Raw genomic sequence first — 25,190 nt, forward strand, 5'->3', positions numbered from 1 at the left:
TCGAAACTGTATTTATAATTAACAGGTCGGTAATCGCCGGCCTGTTAAAATTGACGCTACCGAAGACGGAATAAAACAGCCGAGGCTCCATTAATTAACTGATGTAAAGGAACTACGATAAATGAAAAAATTCTTGAAAAGAAAAATAACCTTTGGCCTGCTTACCCTGACACTGTCATTTAATGCTGCCGCCCTTGATTGTTATATTGGGAATGTAGCTGATGAAGTTGTATCAATTGGCAAACTTGTGCTGCTTTCTGGCACCGGGAATGGCAGCCGGGTCTGGGAGTCAAAAGAATATGTGCGTGATATTACCTGCAAAGGGGATATCCAGGAAAACGTCTATTTTTATCCGTTTCCCTATATCAGCAGCGAGACGCTGCCAAGCGGCGTAGAAATGGGGCTGGTTTATGATGGGAAAGATCTCGGAACCTTTGATGAAAGCTCAGGAAATGGAAATATAAATACAAAGATAGATACCGGTTGGACGATCAATAAAACAGCTGATACCAAGACCTTTCGATTCAAGGCCTATCTCAAAAAAACCGGGGATATCGACACCAGTAAGGTATCAGGCGCCATCCGTCTGTTTCAGTTGGATGGCAAAGGAGGTTTAAACAGAGCAGTTGGCGCAAAAAATTATAAATTCAGTCTCTCAGAGTGGAATCAGGCCGGCACGGTAAGCTGTTCCCATACGGTTTCTAACAGCACATTCAGTCTTGCAGTGCCCACAGCCCAAGCCCTGTCAGCCTCATCAAGCCTCAGTGCGCAACCGGTGGTGAATATTGCCTGCACGTCGGATACCTCCGGGCTGGCTAATTTAATTTCCACTGTAACCGGTGACTTTTCGCTGTCAGGAAATGCCATGACAAACAAAAGCGATCATTACGGCACTGACAAAGACCAATTTGGTTATGCCGTCACCCTTAAAGGTACCGCTGTCACGCCCGGTAAGACCGTGCCGTTAACTATCCCGATTAGCGCAGGTAAGGCAAGCTACTCTGTGCCGCTGGTATTAACCCCAAGACTGGCAGCATTAACCCTGAACAGTCCTGCATGGATCTTTAACAATGCAGAAAAAGAGGTGAAGGCCAAAGCAACGCCGGCTTTCACCCCTCTTTCTGTCAACACCAACTGATGGTGTGCATTTAGCCCACTTGCACCGAAAGCATACTGAGCGAAGACATCACCAAACCATCCACCGGAATAGAGACGGCTTCACCCGGCAAACGAGCACCCAGCACGTAGAGCAGTGGCAGGTAGTGCTCAGGCGTCGGGTTGGATAACGCAGCGCCGCTGTGCTGACTAAAGTTCACCAGCGGATGCTGCTCTGCTTCCCCTTCCCAGCTCAGGTTTTCACGCACGTAGTCGTTAAAGGATGAGGCCCACGGGTAAGGTTCAGCATTGCCTTCCCAACGCACCATCCGCAGGTTATGCACCACGTTGCCGCTGGCGACAATCATCACGCCCTGCTCGCGCAGTGCCGCGAGCTTACGTCCCAGTTCAAAGTGATAAGCCGGCGGTTGCGTACCGTCGACGCTCAGCTGAACCACAGGAATATCGGCTTCCGGGTACATCTTAATCAGCACGCCCCATGAACCGTGGTCAAAACCCCACTCCTGATCCAGGCGGACATCGTAAGGTGTCAGCGCGTCAACCACCTGGCGGGCCAGGTCCGGTGAACCCGGAGCCGGATAAGTGGTGTCAAACAGCGCCTGAGGGAATCCGCCAAAATCGTGAATGGTTCTTGGCTTTTCCATCGCGGTGACCGCCGTGCCGCGGGTGTACCAGTGTGCGGAGACCGCCACGATAGCTTTAGGACGCGGTAAGGTTTGGCCCAGCTCACGCCAGGCTTCGGTATAAACATTTTCTTCCAGCACGTTCATTGGGCTGCCATGGCCAAGAAAAAGTGCGGGCATACGTGACTGACTCATAGTGGTTCCCCTGAAGATGTCGGCTTAATGATCGCTACATTACGCCCTTTCGACAGGGGATGAACCCGGATAACGGTGATGAAGATATTCAAGAAATTTGAACAGCGAAAAATACAAATCCTGACGTTACAACTGATTATTTTTTGATAAGGTATAGCAAAGGCTATACTTTATTCTTGTCTTTAGGAGGTCACCTTGTCCGTGCCATTAATACTGACTTTACTTGCCGGTGGCGCGACCTTCATTGGCGCGTTTCTGGGTGTTGTCGGCCAGAAACCGTCGAACCGGGTGCTGGCGTTTGCGCTGGGATTTGCTGCCGGCATTATGCTGCTGATTTCACTGATGGAGATGCTGCCAGCGGCGCTGCACGCTGAAGGCATGTCTCCTGTTTTGGGTTACGGCATGTTTGTGGTTGGGCTTCTGGGTTACTTCGCCCTCGATCGGATGTTGCCCCACCAGCATCCACAGGATCTACTTAGCGGCGGCCAACCTCCCCGCAACCTTCGGCGCACGGCAATCTTACTGACGCTCGGCATCAGCCTGCATAATTTTCCAGAAGGTGTGGCAACCTATGTCACCGCCAGCAGTGACCTCGAAATGGGCTTAGGCATCGCGCTGGCCGTTGCCATCCACAATATTCCTGAAGGACTTGCCGTCGCCGGGCCGATGTATGCCGCAACGGGTTCAAAAAGGAAAGCGATCTTCTGGGCAGGCGTGTCAGGCATGGCCGAAATTCTGGGTGGCGTGTTGGCCTTCCTGGTGCTCGGTCCACTGGTGTCACCAGTGATGATGGGCGCGGTGATGGCGACCGTGGCCGGGATTATGGTGGCGTTGTCGGTCGATGAGCTGATGCCGCTGGCGAAAGAGATCGATCCGAAAAGTAATCCCAGCTATGGCGTGCTGTGCGGGATGGCGGTGATGGGCCTGAGCCTGACCATGCTGCAAAGCAGCGGCTTAAGTTAAAGCAGTGGCTTAGTTAAAGCAGTGGCTTAGGTAAAGCAGCGGCCTAAGTTGGGGCATAAAAAAACCGGGTGACAGGCACCCGGTTTTTTTTCATCGTCGGGCAATTAGCTGGCCTGACGAGACTCGTTGCTACGGCGATAAGCCACCAAATCTTCGATGGTCACAACCGGCATATTCTGCTGCTTAGCAAACACGATAGCTTCTGGCGCATGGGCCATAGTGCCATCATCGTTGGTCAGTTCACACAGCACACCCGCCGGTTTAAAGCCGGCCAGCGTCACCAGATCGATAGTTGCTTCAGTATGACCGCCGCGCGTCAGCACGCCGCCTTCGCTGGCGCGAAGTGGGAACACATGGCCAGGACGATTCAGGTCAGAAGGTTTGGCATCGTCGGCGATAGCCGCACGGATGGTGGTCACGCGATCTTTCGCCGAAACGCCGGTGGTCACGCCTTCTGCCGCTTCAATGGTGACGGTGAAGCCGGTGCCATAAGCACTGGTATTGGTTTCGACCATCATTGGCAGCTCAAGCTGACGACGACGCTCTTCCGTCAGACAAAGGCAGACAATGCCGCTGCCGTGGCGAATGGTCAGTGCCATCTGCTCAACGGTCATGGTTTCGGCGGCAAAGATCATGTCACCTTCGTTTTCACGATCTTCATCGTCCAGGACCATCACACCGCGCCCGTCGCGCAAGGCAGCGATAGCACGTTCTACACGCTCTTCAGGCGTGCCAAATTCAGAAAGTAGCGTCTGATTCATGGTAATAAAACCTTATAAAATGTATGGGTTACCAGAATCAGGGCGTGCTTAGGAGTGTCATGCAGTGACAAAAAATAACGGCGCGGCGGGCAAAGCCCGGCCTGATACGTTACTCTCTCCCATCCGGACTTTAACCGTCGGCCCCGGAGTTACACCGGGTCTGCTGACCTTCAAACCGGGAGGTCTGAAGCGCTCGCGGGCTTTCGGCATGACGCCGATTTACCGCCGGTGGGGAATTACACCCCGCCCTGAGAATAAGCCTGCTTACTATAACGCCGATAAAAAGCCAGGGCAACGAACAAAATGTGCCTTTAGTTTGGCATTTTTCTGCTTTGCTTATTTCTGGTTTATCCTTTCGGATTATCGCATTACACTTAAAGAAACTTTGCCGCTACCAGGAAGCCGCTATGATTGACCCCAAAAAAATTGAACAACTCGCCCGTCAGGTTCACGAATCCATGCCAAAAGGCATCCGTGAGTTCGGCGACGATGTTGAGAAAAAAATCCGTCAGACGCTGCAATCGCAGCTGACCCGTTTAGATTTGGTCAATCGCGAAGAGTTTGATGTGCAAACTCAGGTGTTATTACGCACCCGTGAAAAGCTGGCTGCGCTGGAGCAACGTCTGGCCGAGCTGGAAAGCCGCGGTACCGACGCAGCGCCAAAAGACGTGATTAAAACCGAAGATATGCAGTAATTCTCTGGTTTCAGGCCAAAAAAAGGGGCGATCTCAGATCGCCCCTTTTTCTTTCTGACCGCGGTCAGTCTTTCGCTTTAATCGCTTCGATGATTTTGCTGGTGGAGATGCCATCTTCAAAATTCAGCACCCGCACTTCGCCACCGTTAGCCCAAACTTCAACACTGCCCGCAATCTCTTCCGGCTTGTAGTCTCCGCCTTTCACCAACAGGTCTGGCAGCACATCAGCAATCACCCGCTGCGGCGTGTCTTCTTCAAACGGCACCACCCAGTCGACCGCTTCCAGCGCGCCCAGCACAATCATCCGGTTGATCAACGGATTGATCGGACGGGTTTCGCCTTTCAGCCGTTTGGTCGAGGCATCGCTGTTAACCGCAACAATCAGGCGATCGCCCAGCTTACGGGCGTTGGCCAGATAGGAAACGTGGCCAGCGTGCAGAATGTCGAAGCAGCCGTTGGTCATCACCACTTTCTCACCGCGACGACGAGCCAGCGCGACCGCTTCTCTCAGCTGCGCTTCATCCATTACGCCAAAACCCGACTCCGGACGGGCACGGATGGCGTTTTCCAGTTCAACCGGCGACACGGTAGAGGTCCCCAGCTTACCGACCACCACACCCGCCGCCGCGTTGGCGAGGAAGCAGCTCTCTTCCAGCGTATTGCCCGCCGCCAGCGCCGCCGCCAGCACGCCAATCACCGTATCACCGGCACCGGTCACGTCATACACTTCCTGTGCCTGAGTCGGCAGATGGAACGGCTTTTTGCCCGGTTGCAGCAGCGTCATGCCGTTCTCTGAACGCGTCACCAGCAAGGCTGACAGATCGAACTGCGCCATCAGCGCCATGCCGCGCTCAACAATCTCGGCTTCGTCCGCACATTTGCCGACCACGGCTTCAAACTCAGAGAGATTTGGCGTCAGAATGGTGGCACCGCGATAACGCTCAAAGTCAGTGCCTTTCGGGTCGACCAGCACCGGCACATTGGCCTCGCGGGCGATCTTGATCATGGTTTCTACGCTGGCCAACGCCCCTTTGGCGTAGTCAGACAGCACCAGCGCGCCCGCTTTCGGCAGGCCCTGACGAATACGCTCATGCAGCGGCTCAGGATCGACGCCTTCAAAACCTTCTTCAAAATCAAGGCGGATCAGCTGCTGGTTACGCGACAGAACGCGCAACTTAGTGATGGTGGGATGGGTGGCAACCGCAACGAAGTCACACTGCACGTTAACGCCACTCAGGCTGGCGTCCAGCGCGCGGGCGGCATCATCAATACCGGTCAATCCCACCAGACGTGAGCCTGCGCCCAGTGAGGCGATGTTCATCGCCACGTTAGCCGCGCCGCCAGGACGCTCCTCAACGTTATCCACTTTTACTACCGGAACCGGGGCTTCAGGGGAGATGCGGCTGGTTGGGCCGTACCAGTAGCGATCCAGCATCACGTCGCCAACAACCAGAACACCCGCACGGTTAAAATCGGGCAGCGTAATTTTCATTCCAGACACTCCAGGCTGAAGTCAAAAATAGTGCGCGGGATGATAGCACAAGCTGACTATCCCGCACATTCACCCGTAATCTTACACGCTATCGCTTGCAAACCCGGGCAAGCAGCAGATTAACTGCCGAACCAGTGCAGCCAGCTGTTGTTGACCACGCTCTTCTCCGCGCTGAACGCATCCGGCGAGACATGACCCGGCAACTCCTGCAACGCGAGGTGGTGCAGCGCGTCACGTAGCGTGACGTAAGCCTGGGTCAGCGCCTTCGCTTCTTCGCTGCTCATCCGGTCATTATTGGCCATCAGCTCCAGAATGCGCACGTTATCGGACCAGCGGGTCAGCTTCGGTTCACTGGCGGCATAGCGTAAGACCAGGTATTGCGTAATGAATTCAATATCGGTGATGCCGCCCCGATCGGCTTTCAGATCCCAGCGCCCTTTATGCTTGTTGCCAAGGTGCGCGCGCATTTTCTCACGCATCTCGCGCACGTCGATCTTCAGCTTATCGGCCTCACGCGGCAGGCACAGGATGCCACGGCGGATATCATCAAAGCGCTGGCTCAGCGCCGCCTCGCCAAATACGATGCGCGCGCGCACCAGCGCCTGATGCTCCCAGGTCCAGGCTTCATTACGCTGGTATTCATCAAAGGCGTCAAAGGTACTGACCAGCATGCCTGCGGCTCCGGATGGACGCAGCCGCGCATCCACTTCATACAGAATGCCGGAGGAAGTGCGGGTGCTGAACAGGTGCATAACACGCTGCGCCAGACGCAGATAAAACTGCCTGCCGTCAATACTGCGCTCGCCGTCGGTCACCGCATCGGCCGGGCAATCATGCAGGAACACCAGGTCCAGATCCGAGCTGTAGCCCAGCTCCCAGCCACCCAGCTTGCCGTAACCCACCACGGCAAACCCGCGTTCCTGAAGCTGAATCAGGTGCGAAGGACGACCATAACGCTGCACCATCATCTGCCAGGCCTGCTGGACCACCTGCTCGATCATCGCTTCTGCCAGCCAGGTCAGATGATCGCTGACCTTCATTACCGGCAGCGTGCCGGCAATATCTGCCGCCGCAATGCGCAGATGCTGGGCCTGCTTAAACTGACGAAGCGCTTCCAGCTGCTGCTCCTCATCCTCTTCCGGGATGCGCAGCAGATACTGGCGCAGCTCATCACGGTAGGCATCGGTGGCGGTCGGCTGGTAGAGCGTGGCCGGATCGAGCAGCTCATCGAGCAATAACGGATAGCGCGCCAGCTGGCTGGCCACCATTGGCGACGCCGCACACAGGCGGATCAGGTGCTTTAACGCGCCGTGATACTCGGTCAGCAGCTCCAGATAGGTGGTTCTCGTTACCACGCCCAGCAGCAACGGCGTCAGGCGGCTTAAGGCAACGGCAGCATCATCGCGCGGGCAGACTTCGCTCAGTAGACGCGGCATCAGCTGATCGAGCGCCTGCCGTCCACGCGGGCCAATGGTGCGTTTATCCACATCCTGACGGAAGTCGTTGATGGTTTGCAGCAAACGCTGACGCGCCTCGCTTTCAAGGTGGGGAACCAGCGGCGCAAGCTCGGCCTCTTCCAGCCGATCCTGCCAGAGCACGCCATAATCATCGGCTTCTTTATTGCCGCCGGTTTCCGGGGTGTCATCGCCAATCAGGTCATCGAAAATTGCGCGCACCGCGGCCATATGGCCCTCAAGCTGGCGGGTCAGCGCAGCCCAGTTCTCCACGCCCATCGCCCAGGCCAGACGCTCGCGGTTTAACGCGTCCGCCGGCAGCGTCTGGGTCTGTTCGTCATTGATGCTTTGCAGCAGATTTTCCAGACGACGCAGATAGAGATAGGCCTCACTGAGCTGCCCGACCTGTTCGCCAGGCAGCAAATTCAGCTCGCCAATGGCCTGCAAGGTGGGTAACAGCGCACGCAGCTGCAGCGAACGCTCACGCCCACCCCGGATCAGCTGGAACACCTGCACAATGAATTCCGTTTCGCGGATGCCGCCTGCACCCAACTTGATGTTGTCGGTCAGGCCGCGCCGCCGGACTTCACGGGCGATCATGCTTTTCATATTTCGTAGCGACTGGATCACGCTGAAGTCGATGTAGCGGCGGTAGATGAAGGGCCGCAGCATCTGCTGTAATTCCTGGCTCCAGCGATCGTCCGTCCCGCCCATCAGGCGCGCTTTGACCATCGCATAGCGCTCCCAGTCGCGTCCCTGCTCCTGGTAATAATCTTCCAACGCGGCAAAGCTCAATACCAGCGGGCCGCTGTCACCAAATGGCCGCAGCCGCATATCCACGCGATAGACGAAGCCGTCGACCGTCGGTTGATCGAGCACTTTGATCAGACGCTGGCCAAGCCGCGTGAAGAACTGGGCATTATCCAGTTCACGGCGTCCGCCGGTGGTGGTGCCATTTTCAGGCCAGGTGAAAATCAGGTCGATATCAGAAGAGAAGTTCAGCTCGCCGCCGCCCAGCTTGCCCATGCCGAGGATCAGCAGCGGCTGCGGCTCACCGGCGGCATTGACCGGCGTGCCGAATTCACGGCAGCAGGCCAGCCAGAGCCAGTCACGGGCGGCGACAATCAGGGTTTCAGCCAGTTCGCTAAGCTGCTTCAGCGAGTCTTGCGTACTGCTGGTTGCCAGCGTCTGCATCCAGGCAATGCGCGTCAGCATCTGCCGCCGGAACAGGCGCAGTTCACGCATCAGGGCATTTTCATCCGCCACATCTGCCAGCTTTTCAGCCAGCCAGGCCGGATAGTGCCGCCACTCGTCCGGCGCGGGCGCCTGCTCCTGCAGCGATTGCCACCAGTCAGGATGGCGTGCCAGGTTGTCCTGCACAAAATCACTGAAGGCCAGCACGCCCTGCTGTCCGGCGCTCAGTTCTCCCCATGTCGGGCTAAGCTGTTGGGCCTGTGCCGCCAGCAGCGGCGGCAGGGTCTGAGTAAGCGATGGCGACATAAAAACTCCCTGTGAGCGGCGTGAATTCTCTCGGTTCTCTTAACGCGGCGAACGACCTCAGACGGTGCCGTTTTTCCAGAAGGCCGGTTGCTTAACCGCCTGGCGACAATGACCTTCCAGCCAGATTTCCTGACCGCTTTCGATCGCCTGCGCCAGCTGCTGCCAGCTTTGCATCCAGGCATCGACCGTCTCAGCGTCGTAGCCACCGGACAGTAAACGGGCGGCCAGCAGCTGACGATGCAGGCGGGTCAATTTATCCTGATACTCATTCATCTGACGCACATCGCCGAAGGTTTCTTTCAAATCGGCGGCAATTCTGCCGAGCATAATGTCGCAGAAGCGTTTGAACGATCCCTGCAGCTTGGCATCGCCTTTCGCGTCGATAAACCCGCGCCAGCGCTCGGTTACAATCCAGTTAGTAAGTGCTAACTGGGTATCCAGAGAGAGCGTGCTGAAACAGAGAGCGTCGGCCTTAACATCATCTTCCCGCAGCGCTTCTTCCAGCCCGGTTAAGGAGTGACGCAGCTCATTGCTGGCCTTACGCGGCACCAGTGAACCAAACAGGGAGAAAGTCTGGCGCAGGGTTTCAAGCGCCTGCTGCACTTCATGCTGAGCCGCGCGGTTGCCACGCAGCCACAGCTCTTCGTGATACTGCCACTGGCTCAGCGCCAGGGTGAACGCCGCCAGCATCGCCTGCTCTACCGTGGCTTTCGGTGCCACCTTCATTACTTTCAGCGGGCGCAGTTCGCGGGTTGGATTGCCTTTGGCCAGCGCGTATCCACGGGCGGCTTTGCTCAGGCTCCCCAGACGCAGTCCGCCCATATTTGCCAGTTCAGCGGCAAAGGCCAACAGATCATCACGTTCACCGGATTTCAGTTCCAGCTCAATTTCATTCAGCGGCTCGCTCAGCTCACCGGCGGTGACATCGCCGCGATCAAACGCAACTTCAATCTCGCTTTCCCGGTAAGTAACCACCCACTTTTCACGAACGAAATGGGTGCTGAACAGCGGCTGCAACTGCTGCTGCAGCGCGGCCAGATCGCAGCCTTGCGGCCAGATATCTGCTGGCAACAGAGCAATATCCAGCTCGGGTTTGGCAAGCGCCACATTGTATTCCGGGCGCTGATGCAGGCCACCAATGGTCTGCCCTGCTGTCTTCAGCGTCATTTCATAGCTGTCGCCGAAGCCACGAATGCGCAGCCCCATATCCCAACCGCGCAACTGGCCGTCGGCCGTTTCGAAGTAGATATTGGTGAGTTTCTGCGGTGCAGAGTGCTGATGCGGCCAGTTTGCCAGCTGTGCAGGCAATTTTTCGGCGGCGTCGGAGGTCGCGATGAACTTTAATTCGATTTCGATGGTCATATTTTCTTAACCAGATAATTAGCGGTACGGTAAAGGGCTTTTGGCGCGATTTTGCCGCTCATTTCATCAATGGGGCACACGGTGGCCAGATATGACGTGAAGAGTAATGCAGAATCGCCGTGGCTGTCTTGGCTTTCTTCTCTATTTCGCGTCTGCTCGCGTCGGCCCTCGCAGAGCGCTGAGACCAGGAAAGTTCTCATTCAGCTTTCTGCGAGCCAGCTCCAGACTGTTCCATTACTTTTGTCCAGGATCCATGTAAAAAAGACATCGAATGAAAAAAACTCAGCTTATTGGCCTCACTTTACTGACTTTTAGCGTAGCAGCATCCGTTCATGCCGAAGAAAAACGCTATATCTCCGACGAACTTTCCACCTGGGTTCGCAGTGGTCCCGGTGACAATTTCCGCCTTGTCGGCACCCTGAATGCTGGCGAAGAAGTCCAACTGCTGCAATCGAATGACAGCACGCATTATGCACAGATCCGCGACTCAAACGGCCGCACCACCTGGATCCCGGAATCCCAGCTGAGCCAGCAGCCAAGCCTGCGTACCCGCGTGCCGCAGCTGGAACAGCAGGTCAAAGACCTGACTGACAAGCTGGCAAACATTGATGGCAGCTGGAACCAGCGCACCGCCGAGATGCAGAAGAAAGTGGCCGGTAGCGATGGCGCCATCAACAGCCTGAAGGACGAGAATCAAAAGCTGAAAAACGAACTGGTTGTGGCACAGAAAAAAGTGAGTGCCGCCAACGTTCAGCTTGATGATAAGCAGCGCACCATCATTATGCAGTGGTTTATGTACGGCGGCGGCGTGGCCGGTGTCGGCCTGCTGCTGGGTCTGCTGTTACCGCATATGATCCCGAGCCGTAAAAAGAAAGATCGCTGGATGAACTAACCCTTCACCGGTCAGCATCAGGGCATCCATTGATGCCCTTTTTGTCGTGCCTGTCATTCAGCAAACCTGACCCGCAAAGGTGGGAGAGGATCACCACATCTAGTATGATGACGGAAACGTTTAACTCAGGAGCGTGGTAGTGAAGACTTACCTTGTCGGTGGCGCGGTACGCGACGCACTGTTAAATCTGCCGGTCAAAGACAAAGATTGGGTAGTGGTGGGCGCCTCTCCGGAAGAGATGCTCAGCCAGGGTTACGAGCAGGTTGGCCGTGACTTCCCGGTGTTTTTGCATCCTGAAACCCATCAGGAGTACGCGCTTGCGCGCACCGAGCGCAAAAGTGGCAGTGGCTATACCGGTTTTGTCTGCTATTCCGCCCCGGATGTGACGCTTGAGCAGGATTTACAGCGCCGCGATTTGACCATCAATGCCATTGCCCAGGATGAACAGGGCCGCTTATACGATCCCTACGGTGGCAAAGCGGACCTTGATCAGCGTCTGTTGCGCCATGTTTCCGCGGCCTTTAACGAAGATCCGCTGCGTGTGCTGCGTGTGGCGCGATTTGCCGCGCGTTTTGCCCATCTGAATTTTGTGGTGGCGGAAGAGACCCAGGCGCTGATGCGCTGGATGGCAGAGAGCGGCGAGTTGAACACGCTGACGCCAGAAAGGGTGTGGAAGGAGACGGAAAAGGCGCTGGAAACCCGCAACCCGCAGGTCTACTTCCAGGTGCTGAGAGACTGCGGAGCTTTAGCGGTGCTGTTCCCGGAGCTGGACAATCTCTACGGCGTGCCCGCGCCGGCCAAATGGCATCCTGAAATCGATACCGGCATTCATACGCTGATGACGCTGGCTATTGCCGCTCAGCTCAGCCCGGATATCGCTGTCCGCTTTGCCACTCTGTTCCACGATGTCGGCAAGGCGCTCACGCCACCTGAGAAGTGGCCGAGCCATCACGGTCACGGCCCGGCCGGCGTCCCGCTGGTTGCCGCCTTGTGCCAGCGTCTGCGGGTGCCGAATGCGATTCGCGATCTCGCCCTGCTGGTGACTGAATTTCACGATCTGGTGCACACCGTGGAACGTCAGAGCGCCGAAACCCTGGTGGCGCTGTTTGATCGCATCGATGCCTGGCGTAAGCCTCAGCGGGTGGAGCAAATTGCCCTGACCAGCGAGGCGGATGCTCGTGGGCGCACCGGTTTTGAGAGCAATGCGTATCCGCAGGGTGATTATTTGCGTCAGGCATTTGAAGTGGTGTTAAGCGTGTCGACCAGGGAGGTGGTGGCAGCCGGATTTAAGGGTATGGAAGTCAGGGAAGAGCTGAACAGACGGCGCATTGCCGCGCTGGAACAGTGGAAGCAACAGCAGGATTAAGGTCCCGAAGCGGCCTGAGCAGGCCGACTCCGGGGCAAAGCACGCTTAACTACACAAAGATCATGTAGACCGCAGCGGCCACAATAAAGCGGTAAATCGCAAACGGCACGAACGAGATGCGCTTAATCAGGTTGAGGAACACCTTGATAGCAATCAGCGCGACCACGAATGCGGTCAGGAAGCCGACGGCAAACATCGGCAGATCGGCCATGCTCAGGAAGCCAATACTCTTGTAGAGATCCAGCACGGTGGCACCCATCATCATTGGCACGGCCAGGATGAAGGAGAACTCTGAAGCCGCATAACGGCTCACGCCCATCAGCATACCGCCTGAAATGGTCGCGCCCGAGCGGGAGAAGCCCGGCCACAGCGCCAGACACTGGAAGCAGCCGATCACGAACGCCTGACGATAGGTCATATCATCCACGCCGACCGCTTTCGGATTTTTAGGCTTCAGGTATTCTGCCGCCAGCAGCAGCACGCCGCCGACAACCAGCGCGTACATCACGTTAATCGGATTGAAAAGCTCTTTGATTTTGTCGTGGAAAATCAGACCGATAACGACAGCGGGCACCATGCCCAACAGGATGTGGATAAGCGTCAGATGACCTTTGCCAGTGCCTTCATGCGGCACCTTGCCAAAATGAATGCCGATTAAACCAAACAGTCGACGCCAGAACATCACTACGACAGCTAAGATTGAACCAAGCTGGATAACAACCTCAAAGGTGTCCGCCTTGTCGCCTTCAAATCCTAACAAATGACCGACGATGATCATGTGCCCGGTGGAGGAGACCGGAAGAAACTCCGTAAGCCCCTCAACAATGCCGAGTATTGCTGCCACCCATAGCTGATGAATATCTGCCATCCAATCTACCCCTATCCGTATAAAAAACATTAAAAAGGCGGTTGCTCATCGCTACCGCCAAATTCTGCCCAGGTTGAGTTAGGCCAACCTTAAGACAGAGCATAATGTGGTTTGGTTTCACCGTGATGGCAATCACATTGGGTTTATTTCGGATTAGTCCCGCGTTCGATGATCACCCCGACCTGGGCTGCCTGGGCCACTGCGCCTGGCTTGCTGAGCTTAATTCGCACCCAGGGAGAGTTGAATCGGGTCAGCAGCAAGGCAGCCACTTCTTCCGCCACGCGCTCAACCAGCGCAAAACGGCCACCGGCAACGTGATTAATAATGGTCTCAGAGACGTCGGCGTAGCTCAGGCAGTCGTTCACATCATCACTGGCGGCGGCTTTGCGGTTGTCCCAGGCCATTTCGACATCGAACACCAGCTTCTGCTGAATGGTTTGTTCCCAGTCGAAAGCACCAATGGTGGTTATGACCGTGAGTTGTTCAATAAATACAATATCCATGATGGCCGTCTCTGTTTTTGTGGTTGCCGGATACCACTTCCGGCGGATTATGCGTATTATCCACGGATGACGAGAACAAAACGACCCCTACTGGATGGAACGGTGTTATGAGTGTATTCGCGCTTGGTATGATTCTTTTCGCGTATCTGTGCGGCTCCATTTCCAGCGCGATCCTGGTTTGCCGACTGTTCAGACTGCCGGACCCGCGACTTAATGGTTCCGGTAATCCCGGTACGACAAATGTGCTGCGTATTGGCGGGAAAACCCCGGCAGCGATGGTATTGGTGTTTGATGTTCTGAAAGGCATGCTGCCGGTCTGGCTGGCTTATCACTATGGCGTTTCGCCACTCTATCTCGGCCTCATCGCCATTGCCGCCTGCCTCGGTCATATCTATCCGGTGTTTTTCCACTTTAAAGGCGGAAAAGGCGTGGCGACAGCCTTTGGTGCCATTGCGCCGATTGGCTGGGACTTAACCGGGCTGATGACCGGGACCTGGCTGCTGACCGTGCTGTTGAGCGGCTACTCCTCCCTTGGCGCGATTATCAGCGCACTGATTGCCCCCTTCTACGTCTGGTGGTTCAAACCCCAGCTGACCTTCCCGGTCGCCATGCTCTCGTGTCTGGTGCTGCTGCGTCATCACGACAATATTCAGCGTCTGTGGCGTGGGCAGGAATCGAAGATCTGGAAGAAGAAAAAGAAGAAACCTGACGCCTGAGAACGCCGGGCAAAGCCATCGCCCGGGCGGGCATTGAAGGGTTTATTGCGTCATCCGTAACGCCTCTGCCATCACCGGCTGATGATGGCAGAGTGGAACACTACGCCTGGATTGCAGGCAGTTCCGCCAGCGGCCAGCGCGGACGTACTGTCACGCTCAACTCGCCCCGCGTTCCGCCTTTCATCCGCACCATACCCGCGTAAGCAATCATCGCGCCATTGTCGGTGCAGAACTCCGGTCGCGCATAAAACACTTCCCCACCGCGCGCCTTCATCACCTCCGCCATTTTGCTGCGCAGCGTGCGGTTGGCACTGACGCCACCGGCAATCACCAAACGTTTAAAACCGGTCTGCTCCAACGCGCGCTTGCATTTGATCGCCAGCGTATCAACCACCGCATCCTCAAAGGCACGGGCGATATCAGCACGGGTCTGATCGTCATCGCTGTTTTCACGGATGGTGTTGGCCGCAAAGGTTTTCAGCCCGGAAAAGCTGAAATCCAACCCAGGGCGATCGGTCATCGGACGCGGGAAGATAAAGCGCTTTTCGGTGCCCTGCTGAGCCATTTTCGACAGCATTGGGCCGCCAGGATAATCCAGCCCCAACAGCTTGGCGGTTTTATCAAAGGCTTCGCCTGCCGCATCGTCCACTGACTCGCCCATCAGGCTGTATTCACCAATGCCGGTCACGCTGATTAACTGAGTGTGACCACCCGATACCAGCAAGGCGACAAAGGGGAATTCCGGCGGATTATCTTCCAGCATCGGTGCCAGCAGATGGCCTTCCATATGATGAACCGGGATCGCCGGCACATCCCAGGCAAAGGCCAGTGAACGGCCGATAGTGGCCCCGACCAGCAGCGCGCCGACCAGACCGGGACCGGCGGTATAGGCCACCGCATCAATGTCTTTGGCCTGCAATCCGGCTTCTTTTAACGCCGCCTGGATCAGCGGTACGGTTTTACGCACGTGATCGCGCGACGCCAGTTCCGGCACCACACCGCCGTAATCGGCATGCAGTTTGACCTGGCTGTAAAGTTGATTGGCGAGCAAACCGGCGGTTTCGTCGTAAATGGCGATTCCGGTTTCATCGCAGGATGTTTCAATTCCGAGCACACGCATGACTTTATTTACCTCATTCTGGCGGCGCGCAGTGTACCATGAAGGCCGCTGCCATTCGGCAATTTTGCAACGAAAAACGTGACTCCCTGAAAAAGCTGGGGAAAATATTTTCGCGAGCGCCTTCCCTTTGATGTATACTCCTTGGCCTGAAAAAACCGGCAGTGGCACAGGCGCATCTGTTGGTAAGTTAATGCTATGGTGCTTTACAACGCTGCCTGTGTTGGAGTAAAATTCCGCACCATTTTGAAACAAGCTGGCACCGACGTCAGCAACAAAACCGATTTTATCGAGGTGAGAGTTACATGCCGGTAATTAAAGTACGTGAAAACGAGCCATTTGACGTAGCACTGCGTCGCTTCAAGCGTTCTTGCGAGAAAGCAGGCGTTCTGGCTGAAGTTCGTCGTCGTGAGTTTTATGAAAAACCGACTACCGAACGTAAGCGCGCTAAAGCGTCAGCAGTTAAACGCCACGCGAAGAAACTGGCTCGCGAAAACGCACGCCGCACTCGTCTGTACTAGTCGTTGGGGGTTCGCCCTCACGTTTTACAGATAAGTAGTAGTTAAGAAGGCCGTGCTTTCCGAAAGGAATGCGCGGCTTGTTCTCGTTTATGCACTGATAAACCGGGGCCTATGGCTGGACGAATTCCACGTGTATTTATCAATGACTTGCTGGCGCGCACGGACATCGTGGACCTCATCGATGCACGGGTAAAGCTGAAGAAGCAGGGCAAGAACTACCACGCGTGCTGTCCTTTCCATAACGAAAAAACCCCCTCTTTCACCGTGAACGGTGAGAAACAGTTCTACCACTGCTTCGGCTGTGGCGCCCACGGCAATGCTGTCGACTTCCTGATGAACTACGATCGTCTGGAGTTTGTGGAAAGCATCGAAGAGTTGGCGACGCTGTACGGATTAGAAGTGCCGTACGAAAGCGGAACCGGCCCGAGCCAGTTAGAGCGTCATCAGCGTCAGAGCCTTTATCAATTGATGGGCGGCCTGAATGAGTTTTATCAGCAGGCGCTGTCACAGAGTCAGTCTTCAGGTGCACGCGAGTATCTTGCCAATCGCGGACTGAGTGACGCTGTCATCAAGCACTTTTCTATCGGCTATGCCCCCGCAGGCTGGGATAACGCCCTGAAGCGCTTCGGTCGCAATCAGGACGATCGCCAGTCGTTAATCGATGCGGGCATGTTGGTCACCAACGACCAGGGCCGCAGTTACGATCGTTTTCGCGAACGGGTGATGTTCCCGATCCACGACAAACGCGGGCGGGTAATAGGATTTGGCGGTCGCGTGTTAGGCGACGGGATGCCGAAATACCTCAATTCCCCCGAAACCGATATTTTCCATAAGGGTCGTCAGTTATACGGCCTGTATGAAGCGCAAAAGAATCATCCCGAACCGGCGAAGCTACTGGTGGTTGAAGGCTATATGGATGTGGTGGCGCTGGCGCAGTTTGGCATTGATTATGCCGTTGCCTCGCTGGGAACCTCGACCACACCGGAGCATATTCAGCTGCTGTTCCGCACCACCGACACGGTTATTTGCTGTTATGACGGTGACCGGGCTGGTCGTGAAGCGGCCTGGCGCGCGCTGGAAACCGCATTACCTTACATGAATGACGGTCGTCAGCTACGCTTTATGTTTCTACCTGATGGTGAAGACCCGGATACGCTGGTGCGTAAAGAGGGTAAAGAGGCCTTTGAAGCCCGGATGGAGCAGGCGATGCCGCTCTCCGCGTTCCTGTTTGACTCTTTACTCCCGCAGGTTGATTTGCGATCGCCAGATGGTCGCGCGCAGTTGAGCACCCTGGCGTTGCCGTTGATTACCCAGGTGCCGGGCGAAACGTTACGCATTTATTTGCGTCAGGAGCTGGGCAACAAGCTGGGCATTCTGGACGACAGCCAGCTGGATAAGCTGATGCCGAAGCTGGGCGAGAAAGCCCGGCCTCCTCAGCAGCCCCAGCTAAAACGCACAACCATGCGTATACTGATTGGACTGCTGATCCAGAATCCGGCGCTGGCGACTACCGTGCCGCCGCTGGAAGGATTAGAAGCGTCAGATCTGGCCGGATTCCCACTTTTTGTGGAGTTAGTGAGCACTTGCGTAGCTCATCCTGGCCTGACCACCGGACAGCTACTAGAGTTGTACCGTGGAACAAATTTTAGCCAGAGCCTTGAAACTCTGGCCACATGGAACCACATGATCGTAGAAGATGAAGTGGAAACCATGTTTCAGGACTCCCTGGCCAGCATGTATGACGCGGCGCTGGAACGCCGGCTTGAAGAGCTGATTGCGCGCGACCGCACACATGGTCTGAACTCGGAAGAACGCCGCGAGTTCTGGACGCTGAGCCAGGCCTTAGCCAAGAAATAAGTTATATTGCCGAATTTGTGAAGCGTATATCGGCGAGGCCAGTTTGAACGCGAGCACTGCCAGCGTTCAAAAAGGCACGCCAGATAGCTTCCATACAGAATATGTAAAGAACACTGCGGCTTAAGTGCCGATAATCCGCCAGGTCGAGCCTGGCAGCCGCTTGGATGGGCAGCGGCATAAATCCAACGCCCTCACTGTTATTGTTGGCTTGTTAGCCGACCGACACCAATCTAATTTAACAGAAGTGTGGATACCGTCTTATGGAGCAAAACCCGCAGTCACAGCTTAAGCTTCTTGTCACCCGTGGTAAAGAGCAAGGCTATCTGACCTATGCCGAGGTCAATGACCATCTGCCGGAAGATATCGTCGACTCCGATCAGATCGAAGACATCATTCAGATGATCAACGACATGGGCATCCAGGTTGTAGAAGAAGCGCCTGATGCCGACGATCTGATCCTCAACGAAAACAGCAGCGACACTGACGAAGATGCCGCCGAAGCCGCCGCTCAGGTGCTGTCCAGCGTTGAATCTGAAATCGGGCGTACCACTGACCCGGTGCGTATGTACATGCGCGAAATGGGTACCGTTGAACTTCTGACCCGCGAAGGCGAAATCGACATCGCTAAGCGTATCGAAGACGGTATCAACCAGGTTCAGTGCTCCGTTGCCGAATATCCGGAAGCTATTACCTATTTGCTGGAACAGTATGACCGTGTTGAAGCGGGCGAAGCACGCCTGTCAGACATGATCACCGGCTTTGTCGATCCCAACGCTGAAGCAGAAATTGCCCCTACCGCCACCCACGTGGGCTCTGAGCTTTCTGAAGCAGAACGTAACGACAACGACGAAGAAGAAGAAGACGAAGACGACGCGGAAGATGACAACAGCATCGACCCGGAACTGGCGCGCGAGAAGTTTAACGACCTGCGTGTTCAGTACGAGAAAGCGCGTACCGTGATCAAAGCTAAAGGCCGCAGCCACGCTGATGCCGCCGCTGAGATCCAGAATCTTTCTGACGTCTTCAAGCAGTTCCGCCTGGTGCCGAAGCAGTTCGACTTCCTGGTCAACAGCATGCGCATCATGATGGATCGCGTTCGTACGCAAGAGCGCCTGATCATGAAGTTCTGTGTTGAAATCTGCAAAATGCCGAAGAAGAACTTCATCACCCTGTTCACCGGCAACGAAACCAGCGAAACCTGGTTCAAAGCCGCGCTGGCAATGAACAAGCCATGGTCTGAGAAGCTGAAAGACGTCGCCGATGACGTGCAGCGCGGCCTGATGAAGCTCGGACAGATTGAGCAAGAAACCGGCCTGACCATCGAGCAGGTTAAGGACATCAACCGTCGTATGTCTATCGGTGAAGCTAAAGCCCGCCGTGCGAAGAAAGAGATGGTTGAAGCGAACTTACGTCTGGTTATCTCGATTGCCAAGAAGTACACCAACCGTGGTCTGCAGTTCCTGGATCTGATTCAGGAAGGTAACATCGGTCTGATGAAAGCCGTTGATAAGTTTGAATATCGCCGCGGTTATAAGTTCTCAACTTATGCCACCTGGTGGATCCGTCAGGCTATCACCCGCTCCATCGCTGACCAGGCGCGCACCATCCGTATTCCGGTGCATATGATTGAGACCATCAACAAACTCAACCGTATTTCCCGCCAGATGCTGCAGGAAATGGGTCGCGAGCCGACGCCGGAAGAACTGGCCGAACGCATGCTGATGCCAGAAGATAAAATCCGTAAGGTGCTGAAAATCGCTAAAGAGCCTATCTCTATGGAGACGCCGATTGGTGATGACGAAGATTCGCATCTGGGTGATTTCATCGAAGATACCACGCTGGAGCTGCCGCTGGATTCCGCGACCTCCGAGAGCCTGCGCTCTGCCACGCACGATGTGCTGGCTGGCCTGACCGCGCGTGAAGCGAAAGTATTGCGTATGCGTTTCGGTATCGATATGAATACCGACCACACGCTGGAAGAAGTTGGCAAGCAGTTTGACGTAACCCGTGAGCGTATTCGTCAGATTGAAGCGAAGGCGCTGCGTAAACTGCGTCATCCGAGCCGCTCTGAAGTGCTGCGCAGCTTCCTGGACGATTAATCGTTCCCTAAGCGCCAGTAAAAAAGCCCCTGCATGCAGGGGCTTTTTTTATGCCTGAAGCCGGGCAGCGCCCTAACGGCCTCGTGCCGCAAGGGCGGTATCCAACTCGCGGTAAGCGGCCGCCAGCTGCTCCTGAGACGCCCGGTTCAGCCCGCTGGGATTGGGTAGCACCCACACTTCGGTGTCGCCAATGGTTTGCGGCTGCCTGCCCCACTCCACCTTACTGACCCGGAACGCCTGCTTGTAAGCCTGCTTGCCCAGCACCGCCAGCGCATCAGGCTGGTACTGCTGCACCTTCTCAATCAGCGCTTTGCCGCCGTCACGCAGCTCCATGCCGGACAGCTCGGTCGCCTCTTTGGTAGGCCGCTCCACCAGCATTGTGATGCCGCAGCCGGTCTCCAGCAGCTGCATCTCCTCTTCCGGCTTCAGCTGCCTGACGGTGAATCCCGCCTGCCAGATCGTCTTCCAGAAGCGGTTGCCGTTATGGGCAAAATGAAAGCCCTTATGGGCGGAGGATTTTCCCGGATTGATGCCGCAAAAAATCACCCGCAGGCCCGGTGCCAGAATATCGGTAATATTATGCTCGTCGATCTCACTCACTGGTTATCTTCTCTTCCAAATGCCGCGTTTATTCTGCTAACGCATAATAGCTCAATACTTCACAACCTCGCCCGACAGACGGCGTGGCGGTCACGGTCAGGCTGGCAATATCAATGACGCTCAGGGTGCCATCATCTTCGTTAGCAATCAGCAGCGTGCGGTTGTCGGGGCTGAAACAGCCGTCCATCGGCTTATTGCCCACCGCCACCTGACCGAGCGGATTCAGCTCGCCGTCAAACAGGCTGATTACCGGCTCCTGATCGCCAATCACCACCAGCAAAGAGCCATCCTCACTGAAGCGGACAATCTGTGACGCCTTCTGGTGGCCGGTGAGCGGCAAGGTGCGGATAAGCTGATGGCTTTCCGCATCCAGCACATACAGACGCGGCTGGTCGCCATCGGTGGCAACGATCGCCGGATGGCACGGCGACGCCGCAATCCCGTTTATCGGTCCCGGCATCGCAATATTGTCCACCACCTGACCTTTGCCGTTTTCCAGCGCCACCACGGTTATCGAGGCATCTTCTTCGTTGTCGGTAAACAGCTTACGGCCGGAAGGCAGGATGGTCAGGCGATGGGTATTGTGCGAAGGCACCGCAATCTGGCTGACGATCTTATCGGTATTGGGGTCGATCGCCAGGATCGTCGCGCTGTTTTCGCAGCACTGATAGACATAGCCATCGCTTGCCAGCCGCGAAGTATGCGGCGACTCCAGCGGGCTGACGTCAATAAATCCGCTGACCTGGCGGGAGATCAGATCGATCACCGCAATCTTGTGGCCGGGATGGGGATTATCGCCGTGGATGCCATCACCAAAGATCGGCACATAGGCTTTATGCTGCTGCGGCAGGATCAGTAACTCGTGGGGACGCGGAGGGAAAGCATTAAGCTCCTGCTCTACGGCAAAGGTCTCAGGATTGAGGAACAGCACGTTGCTGCCCTGCTTATCCACTGCGATCAAACCATAGCGAGTGGCCGACGTCATACACACCTCCAGTAAAATGAACGTTTCATTTAAAGGTAGCGCATAACGTCGTCAAGTTTTGCGGGAAAAGGTTACAAAACTTGCTGGATCCCCCACATCGCCAGCGCATGATCCTCATGGGAAGGCAGTCCGCTGACCGTCACCGCACCGATAATCCCGCCACCGGTAAGCAGTAATGGGAAGCTGCCGCCGTGGTCGGTATAGCGCTCAGGATCCATATAATTCATCGCTTCCATCCGCGTGCCGGCCGCTTCATTCACTTCGCCGGTGTATAAAGAGGCATGACCGTTGCGCAGGGTGCTGTTGCGCTTGCGGGCAATCCACTCCAGATTTTCGGCGCTGGAACCCGGCAGCGCGGCGCAGAACAACACCTGACCGAAGGCATAAACTTCAATCGCCACCGGGTAGTTTTCCTGTGAGGCGCGCTGGCGGATCAGCTCACCCACTTTCCAGGCATCATCAAAGCTGAACTGGGTCAGACGAACAAGTTGCTCCTGCTGCAGCAGGGTTTCAAGGCTGGGAACGCTGGACATCGGACTCTCCGTGAGCGGGAAACGAGGCCTTCAGCTTAATTGATTACTATTTTCCAAAATAGATAAATATGAAATATCAGTTCTGTTTTTGCGAGCAAGATCACTGCTCAAACGCCGCCCGCAGCCAGTGAATAAAGCCGCTGACCGCGCGCGGCACCTGCGCAGACCACGGGCGCACCACGTACAGCATTCCGGCAAAGGCGCCCACCGTCTGCCAGTCTGGCAACACCTCCACCAGCCGCCCTTCGCTTAAGGCCGCGCGGGCGCTGAAGTCCGGCAGCAGTGCGATGCCCAGCCCGTCCAGCGCCGCATCGCGAATGGATTCACTGTTATTGGTGGCAAACGGCCCGCTGACGTTCACCGTCACCGATTCTTCTCCCGCCTGGCGTGAGGCAAAGGTCCAGCGTGGCATCTCCGTGCCGCGCGGGTAATACAGGCACTGATGATCGCTCAGGGCCTGCGGCGTTTGCGGGAAGCCGTGCTGCGTAAGATACGCCGGGGAAGCAACCACCTGCGCATGCGTGGTACACAGCGGCAGCGCCACATGGGTTTCGGGCAGGGTATCGCTGTGGCGGATAGCGAGGTCAAAGCCTTCACTGGCCAGCGATACCAGCCGGTCAGACACCTCAAGCTGCACACGCACCTGCGGATGCTCGCGCAGGAAGGCGGTGATATGCGGCACCAGCTGCTGGCGGGCAAACGCCACCGGCGCCGTCACCCGCACCAGGCCGCGTAACGGCCCCGCCGAGTCACGCACGCTGAAAAAGCTCTGTTCAATCTGCGCAAAAGGCTGGCGTAACTCTTCCACCAGCTTCTCACCGGCGCTGGTCAGCCGCAGGCTGCGGGTGGTACGCGTAACCAGCGGCACGCCCGCCAGATGCTCCAGCTCTTTGATTTTCTGGCTCATCGCCGCTTTGCTGACCTCCAGGCGTTCGGCAGCGCGGGTAAAACTCCCCTGCTCTGCCAGCACCGTCAGCCAGTGCAGATGGATCCACAACGCGTCGGTCTTTACGTCTTTCATGGTTATTGTTCACTATAGTAAATAATCAATTCAAGTATAGCGCTTTTTCCCGTCTCATATTCCCCGTAAAGTGAACCTCAGATAAGCCGCAGCCATCCGGCTCAATTGACTGTTTTCAGGGGATAAACCAATGCCATTACTGCAATTTGATGTGATTCAGGGCCGTTCAGAATCGGAGATGAGAACCTTACTGGACGCAGCGCACCGCGCGGTGCTGGCGGCATTTAAGGTGCCAGCGCGCGATCGCTACCAGATTGTTCACGAAAACAAAGCGTATCAGATGGTGTTTGAAGATACCGGACTGGGTCTGACCCGTACCGATAATCTGGTGATGGTGCGCGTCTTTACCAGCCCGCGCAGCGATGAGCAGAAGCAGTTTTTTATGGCCGAACTCTGCCGTGAGCTGAAAGAGAGCTGTGGCATTTTGGGCAGCGACGTGATGATCAGTTTTATCACCAACGGCAAAGGCGACTGGAGCTTTGGCAACGGCGTAGCGCAGTACATGACCGGCGATCTGTAAACTGACGGCGCGCTTGTGCAGCAAGCGCGCCGACGGTTATTCCCAGCCAGCGGGCTGCTGATGCCAGCCGGTTAACGCTTCCAGCCGGTGCGCCATCGCCAGCAGCTGTGACTCATGGTGGTAGTTGGCCACCAGCTGCGCACCAATCGGCATCCCTTCTGAGCTCAGCGCCACCGGCAGCGTAATTGCACAGCCATCAAGATAGTTCACCGCGCGGGTCAGCAGCGCCAGCGTGGCCTGCTGCTCATTGACCTCGTCAACCGGGCAGGCGGTGATAGCCAGCGTTGGCATCAGCAGGATATCCCAGTCGTCCATCAACTCATGGAACAGCCCGATATGCTGCTCGCGCTGGCGTAACAGGCCTTCGAAGCTCTCTTTGTTGATCGCCGCCCCGTGCAGCAGCTTCTCAGCCGTTAACGGATTGTAGCGATCGCGGTGGCTGGTCATCATCTCGCGATGCCAGGCCCAGGCTTCCGCCGAAATAATTTCCCCGCTGCGGGCGCTCAGCCCGGTCCATGAGAACGGCAGCTTAATGCGGGTGACCGATATTCCCGCCTCGCTCAGCCGTCTCTGGGTCTTTTCCAGCGCGGCGACAATCTCTGGGTCGATTGCCGCGCCCAACGTATCCGGCTCAATAAACGCCACCTTTAGCGTGTCTGCCACCGCAAGGCGCTGCGTATCGCCACTCATACTGCGGTAGATCAGCTCCGCGTCGGCCACCGTGTGGGTTAACGGACCAATCGAATCCAGCGTGGTGGAGAGCGGAATACAGCCTTCGCGGCTGATGCGATTTTGCGTGGGCTTCAGGCCCACCAGGCCATTCAGCGCGGCGGGAATACGCACCGAGCCGCCGGTATCGGTGCCGATCGCCGCCGGCACCAGGCCCGCCGCCACCGCCACCGCCGATCCGCTGGAGGATCCGCCCGGTACGCGATGCACGTCGCAATCCCAGGGATTCCACGGCGTGCCAGCACTCTGATTGATCCCCCATCCGCCGAAGGCAAACTCCACCAGCTGGGTTTTTCCGGCAATCACCGCGCCGTGTTGCAGCAACCGGGTTACCGCAGGCGCGGTATGGGTTGAGCGGCTGTCCGGCAGCTGACGGGAGCTGGCGCTGCAGGGCGTCCCCCGCCAGTGCAGCAGATCCTTAATGCCCAGTGGCATCCCCTGTAGCGGCCCAAGATCGACCCCGGCTTTCAGCAACAGATCCTGCCCCTGCGCTGCCGTCAGCATCGTCTGCGCAAACACCGTGACAAACGCATTGAGCTTGTCGTTATAACGGGCGATGCGGGCGAGATAAAATTCCGCAATCTCTTCACAGCTCAGCTCGCCGCGACGTAACGCGGCGGCCAGTTCGGCGATCGGTGAAAATGGCGCAATCATGCGGTCTCCATGGCCTGTCATCATTTATGAAGGAGACAGTGCAATATC

Annotated in this window: 23 protein-coding genes and 1 riboswitch; of the genes, 10 read left to right on the forward strand and 13 right to left on the reverse strand. The window is 56.3% G+C overall.

Annotated features, from left to right (window positions below; all coding sequences use genetic code 11):
- Positions 1 to 121 precede the first annotated feature (121 nt).
- Positions 122 to 1,138, forward strand: a complete 1,017-nt coding sequence (locus EBC_RS21020; RefSeq protein ID WP_013203879.1) for a hypothetical protein — start codon at positions 122 to 124, stop codon at positions 1,136 to 1,138.
- A gap of 10 nt (positions 1,139 to 1,148) precedes the next feature.
- Here EBC_RS21020 and ygiD read toward each other — a convergent pair whose 3' ends face one another.
- Positions 1,149 to 1,934 carry a 4,5-DOPA-extradiol-dioxygenase gene (gene ygiD, locus EBC_RS21025; protein ID WP_013203880.1) on the reverse strand — a complete coding sequence of 262 codons (786 nt, stop codon included), beginning with the start codon at positions 1,932 to 1,934 and terminating at the stop codon, positions 1,149 to 1,151.
- 195 nt (positions 1,935 to 2,129) lie between these two features.
- On the opposite strand from ygiD, the gene zupT reads away from it, so the two are divergent.
- The gene (gene zupT, locus EBC_RS21030) at positions 2,130 to 2,897 is read left to right on the forward strand and encodes a zinc transporter ZupT (protein ID WP_041692129.1); all 768 of its coding nucleotides are present in this window, start codon (positions 2,130 to 2,132) and stop codon (positions 2,895 to 2,897) included.
- Between the two features lie 104 nt (positions 2,898 to 3,001).
- On the opposite strand, the gene ribB is transcribed toward zupT, so the two are convergent.
- Positions 3,002 to 3,658 carry a 3,4-dihydroxy-2-butanone-4-phosphate synthase gene (gene ribB / locus EBC_RS21035; RefSeq protein ID WP_013203882.1) on the reverse strand — a complete coding sequence of 219 codons (657 nt, stop codon included), beginning with the start codon at positions 3,656 to 3,658 and terminating at the stop codon, positions 3,002 to 3,004.
- A gap of 107 nt (positions 3,659 to 3,765) precedes the next feature.
- Positions 3,766 to 3,918: riboswitch (FMN riboswitch) on the reverse strand.
- A gap of 147 nt (positions 3,919 to 4,065) precedes the next feature.
- On the opposite strand from ribB, the gene ubiK reads away from it, so the two are divergent.
- Positions 4,066 to 4,353, forward strand: coding sequence for a ubiquinone biosynthesis accessory factor UbiK (gene ubiK / locus EBC_RS21040; RefSeq protein ID WP_013203883.1), 288 nt, complete (start codon positions 4,066 to 4,068; stop codon positions 4,351 to 4,353).
- 64 nt (positions 4,354 to 4,417) lie between these two features.
- Here the strand turns inward: ubiK and hldE are convergent, their stop codons facing one another.
- The 3 genes from hldE to EBC_RS21055 form a co-directional block, all read right to left on the reverse strand.
- The gene (hldE, locus tag EBC_RS21045; protein ID WP_013203884.1) at positions 4,418 to 5,845 is read right to left on the reverse strand and encodes a bifunctional D-glycero-beta-D-manno-heptose-7-phosphate kinase/D-glycero-beta-D-manno-heptose 1-phosphate adenylyltransferase HldE; all 1,428 of its coding nucleotides are present in this window, start codon (positions 5,843 to 5,845) and stop codon (positions 4,418 to 4,420) included.
- Positions 5,846 to 5,964: 119 nt separating this feature from the next.
- Positions 5,965 to 8,799 (reverse strand): bifunctional [glutamate--ammonia ligase]-adenylyl-L-tyrosine phosphorylase/[glutamate--ammonia-ligase] adenylyltransferase, encoded by a 2,835-nt coding sequence (glnE, locus tag EBC_RS21050; protein ID WP_013203885.1) that lies wholly within the window; start codon positions 8,797 to 8,799, stop codon positions 5,965 to 5,967.
- A 57-nt stretch (positions 8,800 to 8,856) separates the two neighbouring features.
- Entirely contained in the window at positions 8,857 to 10,161 is a 1,305-nt protein-coding gene (locus EBC_RS21055) for a CYTH domain-containing protein (RefSeq protein WP_013203886.1), read from the reverse strand.
- Between the two features lie 271 nt (positions 10,162 to 10,432).
- On the opposite strand from EBC_RS21055, the gene EBC_RS21065 reads away from it, so the two are divergent.
- Both EBC_RS21065 and EBC_RS21070 read left to right on the forward strand, forming a co-directional pair.
- Positions 10,433 to 11,053 (forward strand): TIGR04211 family SH3 domain-containing protein, encoded by a 621-nt coding sequence (locus tag EBC_RS21065; protein ID WP_013203887.1) that lies wholly within the window; start codon positions 10,433 to 10,435, stop codon positions 11,051 to 11,053.
- A 139-nt stretch (positions 11,054 to 11,192) separates the two neighbouring features.
- Positions 11,193 to 12,419 (forward strand): multifunctional CCA addition/repair protein, encoded by a 1,227-nt coding sequence (locus EBC_RS21070; RefSeq protein WP_013203888.1) that lies wholly within the window; start codon positions 11,193 to 11,195, stop codon positions 12,417 to 12,419.
- Positions 12,420 to 12,468: 49 nt separating this feature from the next.
- Here the strand turns inward: EBC_RS21070 and bacA are convergent, their stop codons facing one another.
- The gene (gene bacA / locus EBC_RS21075) at positions 12,469 to 13,317 is read right to left on the reverse strand and encodes an undecaprenyl-diphosphate phosphatase (protein WP_173363018.1); all 849 of its coding nucleotides are present in this window, start codon (positions 13,315 to 13,317) and stop codon (positions 12,469 to 12,471) included.
- Positions 13,318 to 13,430: 113 nt separating this feature from the next.
- Positions 13,431 to 13,790 carry a bifunctional dihydroneopterin aldolase/7,8-dihydroneopterin epimerase gene (folB, locus tag EBC_RS21080; protein WP_013203890.1) on the reverse strand — a complete coding sequence of 120 codons (360 nt, stop codon included), beginning with the start codon at positions 13,788 to 13,790 and terminating at the stop codon, positions 13,431 to 13,433.
- A gap of 107 nt (positions 13,791 to 13,897) precedes the next feature.
- On the opposite strand from folB, the gene plsY reads away from it, so the two are divergent.
- Positions 13,898 to 14,506: a glycerol-3-phosphate 1-O-acyltransferase PlsY gene (plsY, locus tag EBC_RS21085; protein ID WP_013203891.1), complete on the forward strand. Its 609-nt coding sequence runs from the start codon at positions 13,898 to 13,900 to the stop codon at positions 14,504 to 14,506.
- Positions 14,507 to 14,606: 100 nt separating this feature from the next.
- Here plsY and tsaD read toward each other — a convergent pair whose 3' ends face one another.
- Positions 14,607 to 15,626: a tRNA (adenosine(37)-N6)-threonylcarbamoyltransferase complex transferase subunit TsaD gene (tsaD, locus tag EBC_RS21090; RefSeq protein ID WP_013203892.1), complete on the reverse strand. Its 1,020-nt coding sequence runs from the start codon at positions 15,624 to 15,626 to the stop codon at positions 14,607 to 14,609.
- Between the two features lie 302 nt (positions 15,627 to 15,928).
- Between tsaD and rpsU the strand changes: the two genes are divergently transcribed.
- From rpsU to rpoD, 3 genes are all read left to right on the forward strand, one after another.
- Positions 15,929 to 16,144, forward strand: coding sequence for a 30S ribosomal protein S21 (gene rpsU / locus EBC_RS21095; protein WP_001144069.1), 216 nt, complete (start codon positions 15,929 to 15,931; stop codon positions 16,142 to 16,144).
- Positions 16,145 to 16,255: 111 nt separating this feature from the next.
- Positions 16,256 to 18,001 carry a DNA primase gene (dnaG, locus tag EBC_RS21100; RefSeq protein ID WP_013203893.1) on the forward strand — a complete coding sequence of 582 codons (1,746 nt, stop codon included), beginning with the start codon at positions 16,256 to 16,258 and terminating at the stop codon, positions 17,999 to 18,001.
- Positions 18,002 to 18,261: 260 nt separating this feature from the next.
- Positions 18,262 to 20,100 carry an RNA polymerase sigma factor RpoD gene (rpoD, locus tag EBC_RS21105; protein WP_013203894.1) on the forward strand — a complete coding sequence of 613 codons (1,839 nt, stop codon included), beginning with the start codon at positions 18,262 to 18,264 and terminating at the stop codon, positions 20,098 to 20,100.
- Between the two features lie 72 nt (positions 20,101 to 20,172).
- Here rpoD and mug read toward each other — a convergent pair whose 3' ends face one another.
- The 4 genes from mug to EBC_RS21125 form a co-directional block, all read right to left on the reverse strand.
- The gene (gene mug, locus EBC_RS21110) at positions 20,173 to 20,691 is read right to left on the reverse strand and encodes a G/U mismatch-specific DNA glycosylase (RefSeq protein WP_041692423.1); all 519 of its coding nucleotides are present in this window, start codon (positions 20,689 to 20,691) and stop codon (positions 20,173 to 20,175) included.
- A gap of 37 nt (positions 20,692 to 20,728) precedes the next feature.
- A complete protein-coding gene (locus EBC_RS21115) occupies positions 20,729 to 21,685 on the reverse strand; it encodes a YncE family protein (protein WP_013203896.1) in 957 nt (318 codons plus the stop codon).
- A gap of 71 nt (positions 21,686 to 21,756) precedes the next feature.
- Complete coding sequence (locus EBC_RS21120; protein ID WP_013203897.1) at positions 21,757 to 22,218, reverse strand: heme-degrading domain-containing protein; 462 nt, start codon at positions 22,216 to 22,218, stop codon at positions 21,757 to 21,759.
- A 100-nt stretch (positions 22,219 to 22,318) separates the two neighbouring features.
- On the reverse strand, positions 22,319 to 23,239 hold the full coding sequence (locus EBC_RS21125) for a LysR substrate-binding domain-containing protein (protein WP_013203898.1): 921 nt from the start codon (positions 23,237 to 23,239) through the stop codon (positions 22,319 to 22,321).
- Positions 23,240 to 23,369: 130 nt separating this feature from the next.
- Between EBC_RS21125 and EBC_RS21130 the strand changes: the two genes are divergently transcribed.
- On the forward strand, positions 23,370 to 23,759 hold the full coding sequence (locus EBC_RS21130; protein ID WP_013203899.1) for a tautomerase family protein: 390 nt from the start codon (positions 23,370 to 23,372) through the stop codon (positions 23,757 to 23,759).
- A gap of 36 nt (positions 23,760 to 23,795) precedes the next feature.
- Here the strand turns inward: EBC_RS21130 and EBC_RS21135 are convergent, their stop codons facing one another.
- Positions 23,796 to 25,142, reverse strand: a complete 1,347-nt coding sequence (locus tag EBC_RS21135; protein WP_013203900.1) for an amidase — start codon at positions 25,140 to 25,142, stop codon at positions 23,796 to 23,798.
- Positions 25,143 to 25,190: the final 48 nt, after the last annotated feature.

This window comes from Erwinia billingiae Eb661 (assembly GCF_000196615.1).
Classification (GTDB): Bacteria; Pseudomonadota; Gammaproteobacteria; order Enterobacterales; family Enterobacteriaceae; genus Erwinia; species Erwinia billingiae.

What these genes read in the sequence shown, in the direction of transcription:
- EBC_RS21120 (WP_013203897.1), bottom strand. Translation starts at nt 22,218, where the DNA reads ATGTCCAGCGTTCCCAGCCTTGAAACCCTGCTGCAGCAGGAGCAACTT.
- rpoD (WP_013203894.1), top strand. Translation starts at nt 18,262, where the DNA reads ATGGAGCAAAACCCGCAGTCACAGCTTAAGCTTCTTGTCACCCGTGGT.
- ribB (WP_013203882.1), bottom strand. Translation starts at nt 3,658, where the DNA reads ATGAATCAGACGCTACTTTCTGAATTTGGCACGCCTGAAGAGCGTGTA.
- bacA (WP_173363018.1), bottom strand. Translation starts at nt 13,317, where the DNA reads ATGTTTTTTATACGGATAGGGGTAGATTGGATGGCAGATATTCATCAG.
- EBC_RS21130 (WP_013203899.1), top strand. Translation starts at nt 23,370, where the DNA reads ATGCCATTACTGCAATTTGATGTGATTCAGGGCCGTTCAGAATCGGAG.
- EBC_RS21135 (WP_013203900.1), bottom strand. Translation starts at nt 25,142, where the DNA reads ATGATTGCGCCATTTTCACCGATCGCCGAACTGGCCGCCGCGTTACGT.
- EBC_RS21115 (WP_013203896.1), bottom strand. Translation starts at nt 21,685, where the DNA reads ATGACGTCGGCCACTCGCTATGGTTTGATCGCAGTGGATAAGCAGGGC.
- folB (WP_013203890.1), bottom strand. Translation starts at nt 13,790, where the DNA reads ATGGATATTGTATTTATTGAACAACTCACGGTCATAACCACCATTGGT.
- EBC_RS21065 (WP_013203887.1), top strand. Translation starts at nt 10,433, where the DNA reads ATGAAAAAAACTCAGCTTATTGGCCTCACTTTACTGACTTTTAGCGTA.
- rpsU (WP_001144069.1), top strand. Translation starts at nt 15,929, where the DNA reads ATGCCGGTAATTAAAGTACGTGAAAACGAGCCATTTGACGTAGCACTG.
- ygiD (WP_013203880.1), bottom strand. Translation starts at nt 1,934, where the DNA reads ATGAGTCAGTCACGTATGCCCGCACTTTTTCTTGGCCATGGCAGCCCA.
- EBC_RS21020 (WP_013203879.1), top strand. Translation starts at nt 122, where the DNA reads ATGAAAAAATTCTTGAAAAGAAAAATAACCTTTGGCCTGCTTACCCTG.
- dnaG (WP_013203893.1), top strand. Translation starts at nt 16,256, where the DNA reads ATGGCTGGACGAATTCCACGTGTATTTATCAATGACTTGCTGGCGCGC.
- plsY (WP_013203891.1), top strand. Translation starts at nt 13,898, where the DNA reads ATGAGTGTATTCGCGCTTGGTATGATTCTTTTCGCGTATCTGTGCGGC.
- glnE (WP_013203885.1), bottom strand. Translation starts at nt 8,799, where the DNA reads ATGTCGCCATCGCTTACTCAGACCCTGCCGCCGCTGCTGGCGGCACAG.
- EBC_RS21055 (WP_013203886.1), bottom strand. Translation starts at nt 10,161, where the DNA reads ATGACCATCGAAATCGAATTAAAGTTCATCGCGACCTCCGACGCCGCC.
- ubiK (WP_013203883.1), top strand. Translation starts at nt 4,066, where the DNA reads ATGATTGACCCCAAAAAAATTGAACAACTCGCCCGTCAGGTTCACGAA.
- EBC_RS21125 (WP_013203898.1), bottom strand. Translation starts at nt 23,239, where the DNA reads ATGAAAGACGTAAAGACCGACGCGTTGTGGATCCATCTGCACTGGCTG.
- tsaD (WP_013203892.1), bottom strand. Translation starts at nt 15,626, where the DNA reads ATGCGTGTGCTCGGAATTGAAACATCCTGCGATGAAACCGGAATCGCC.
- hldE (WP_013203884.1), bottom strand. Translation starts at nt 5,845, where the DNA reads ATGAAAATTACGCTGCCCGATTTTAACCGTGCGGGTGTTCTGGTTGTT.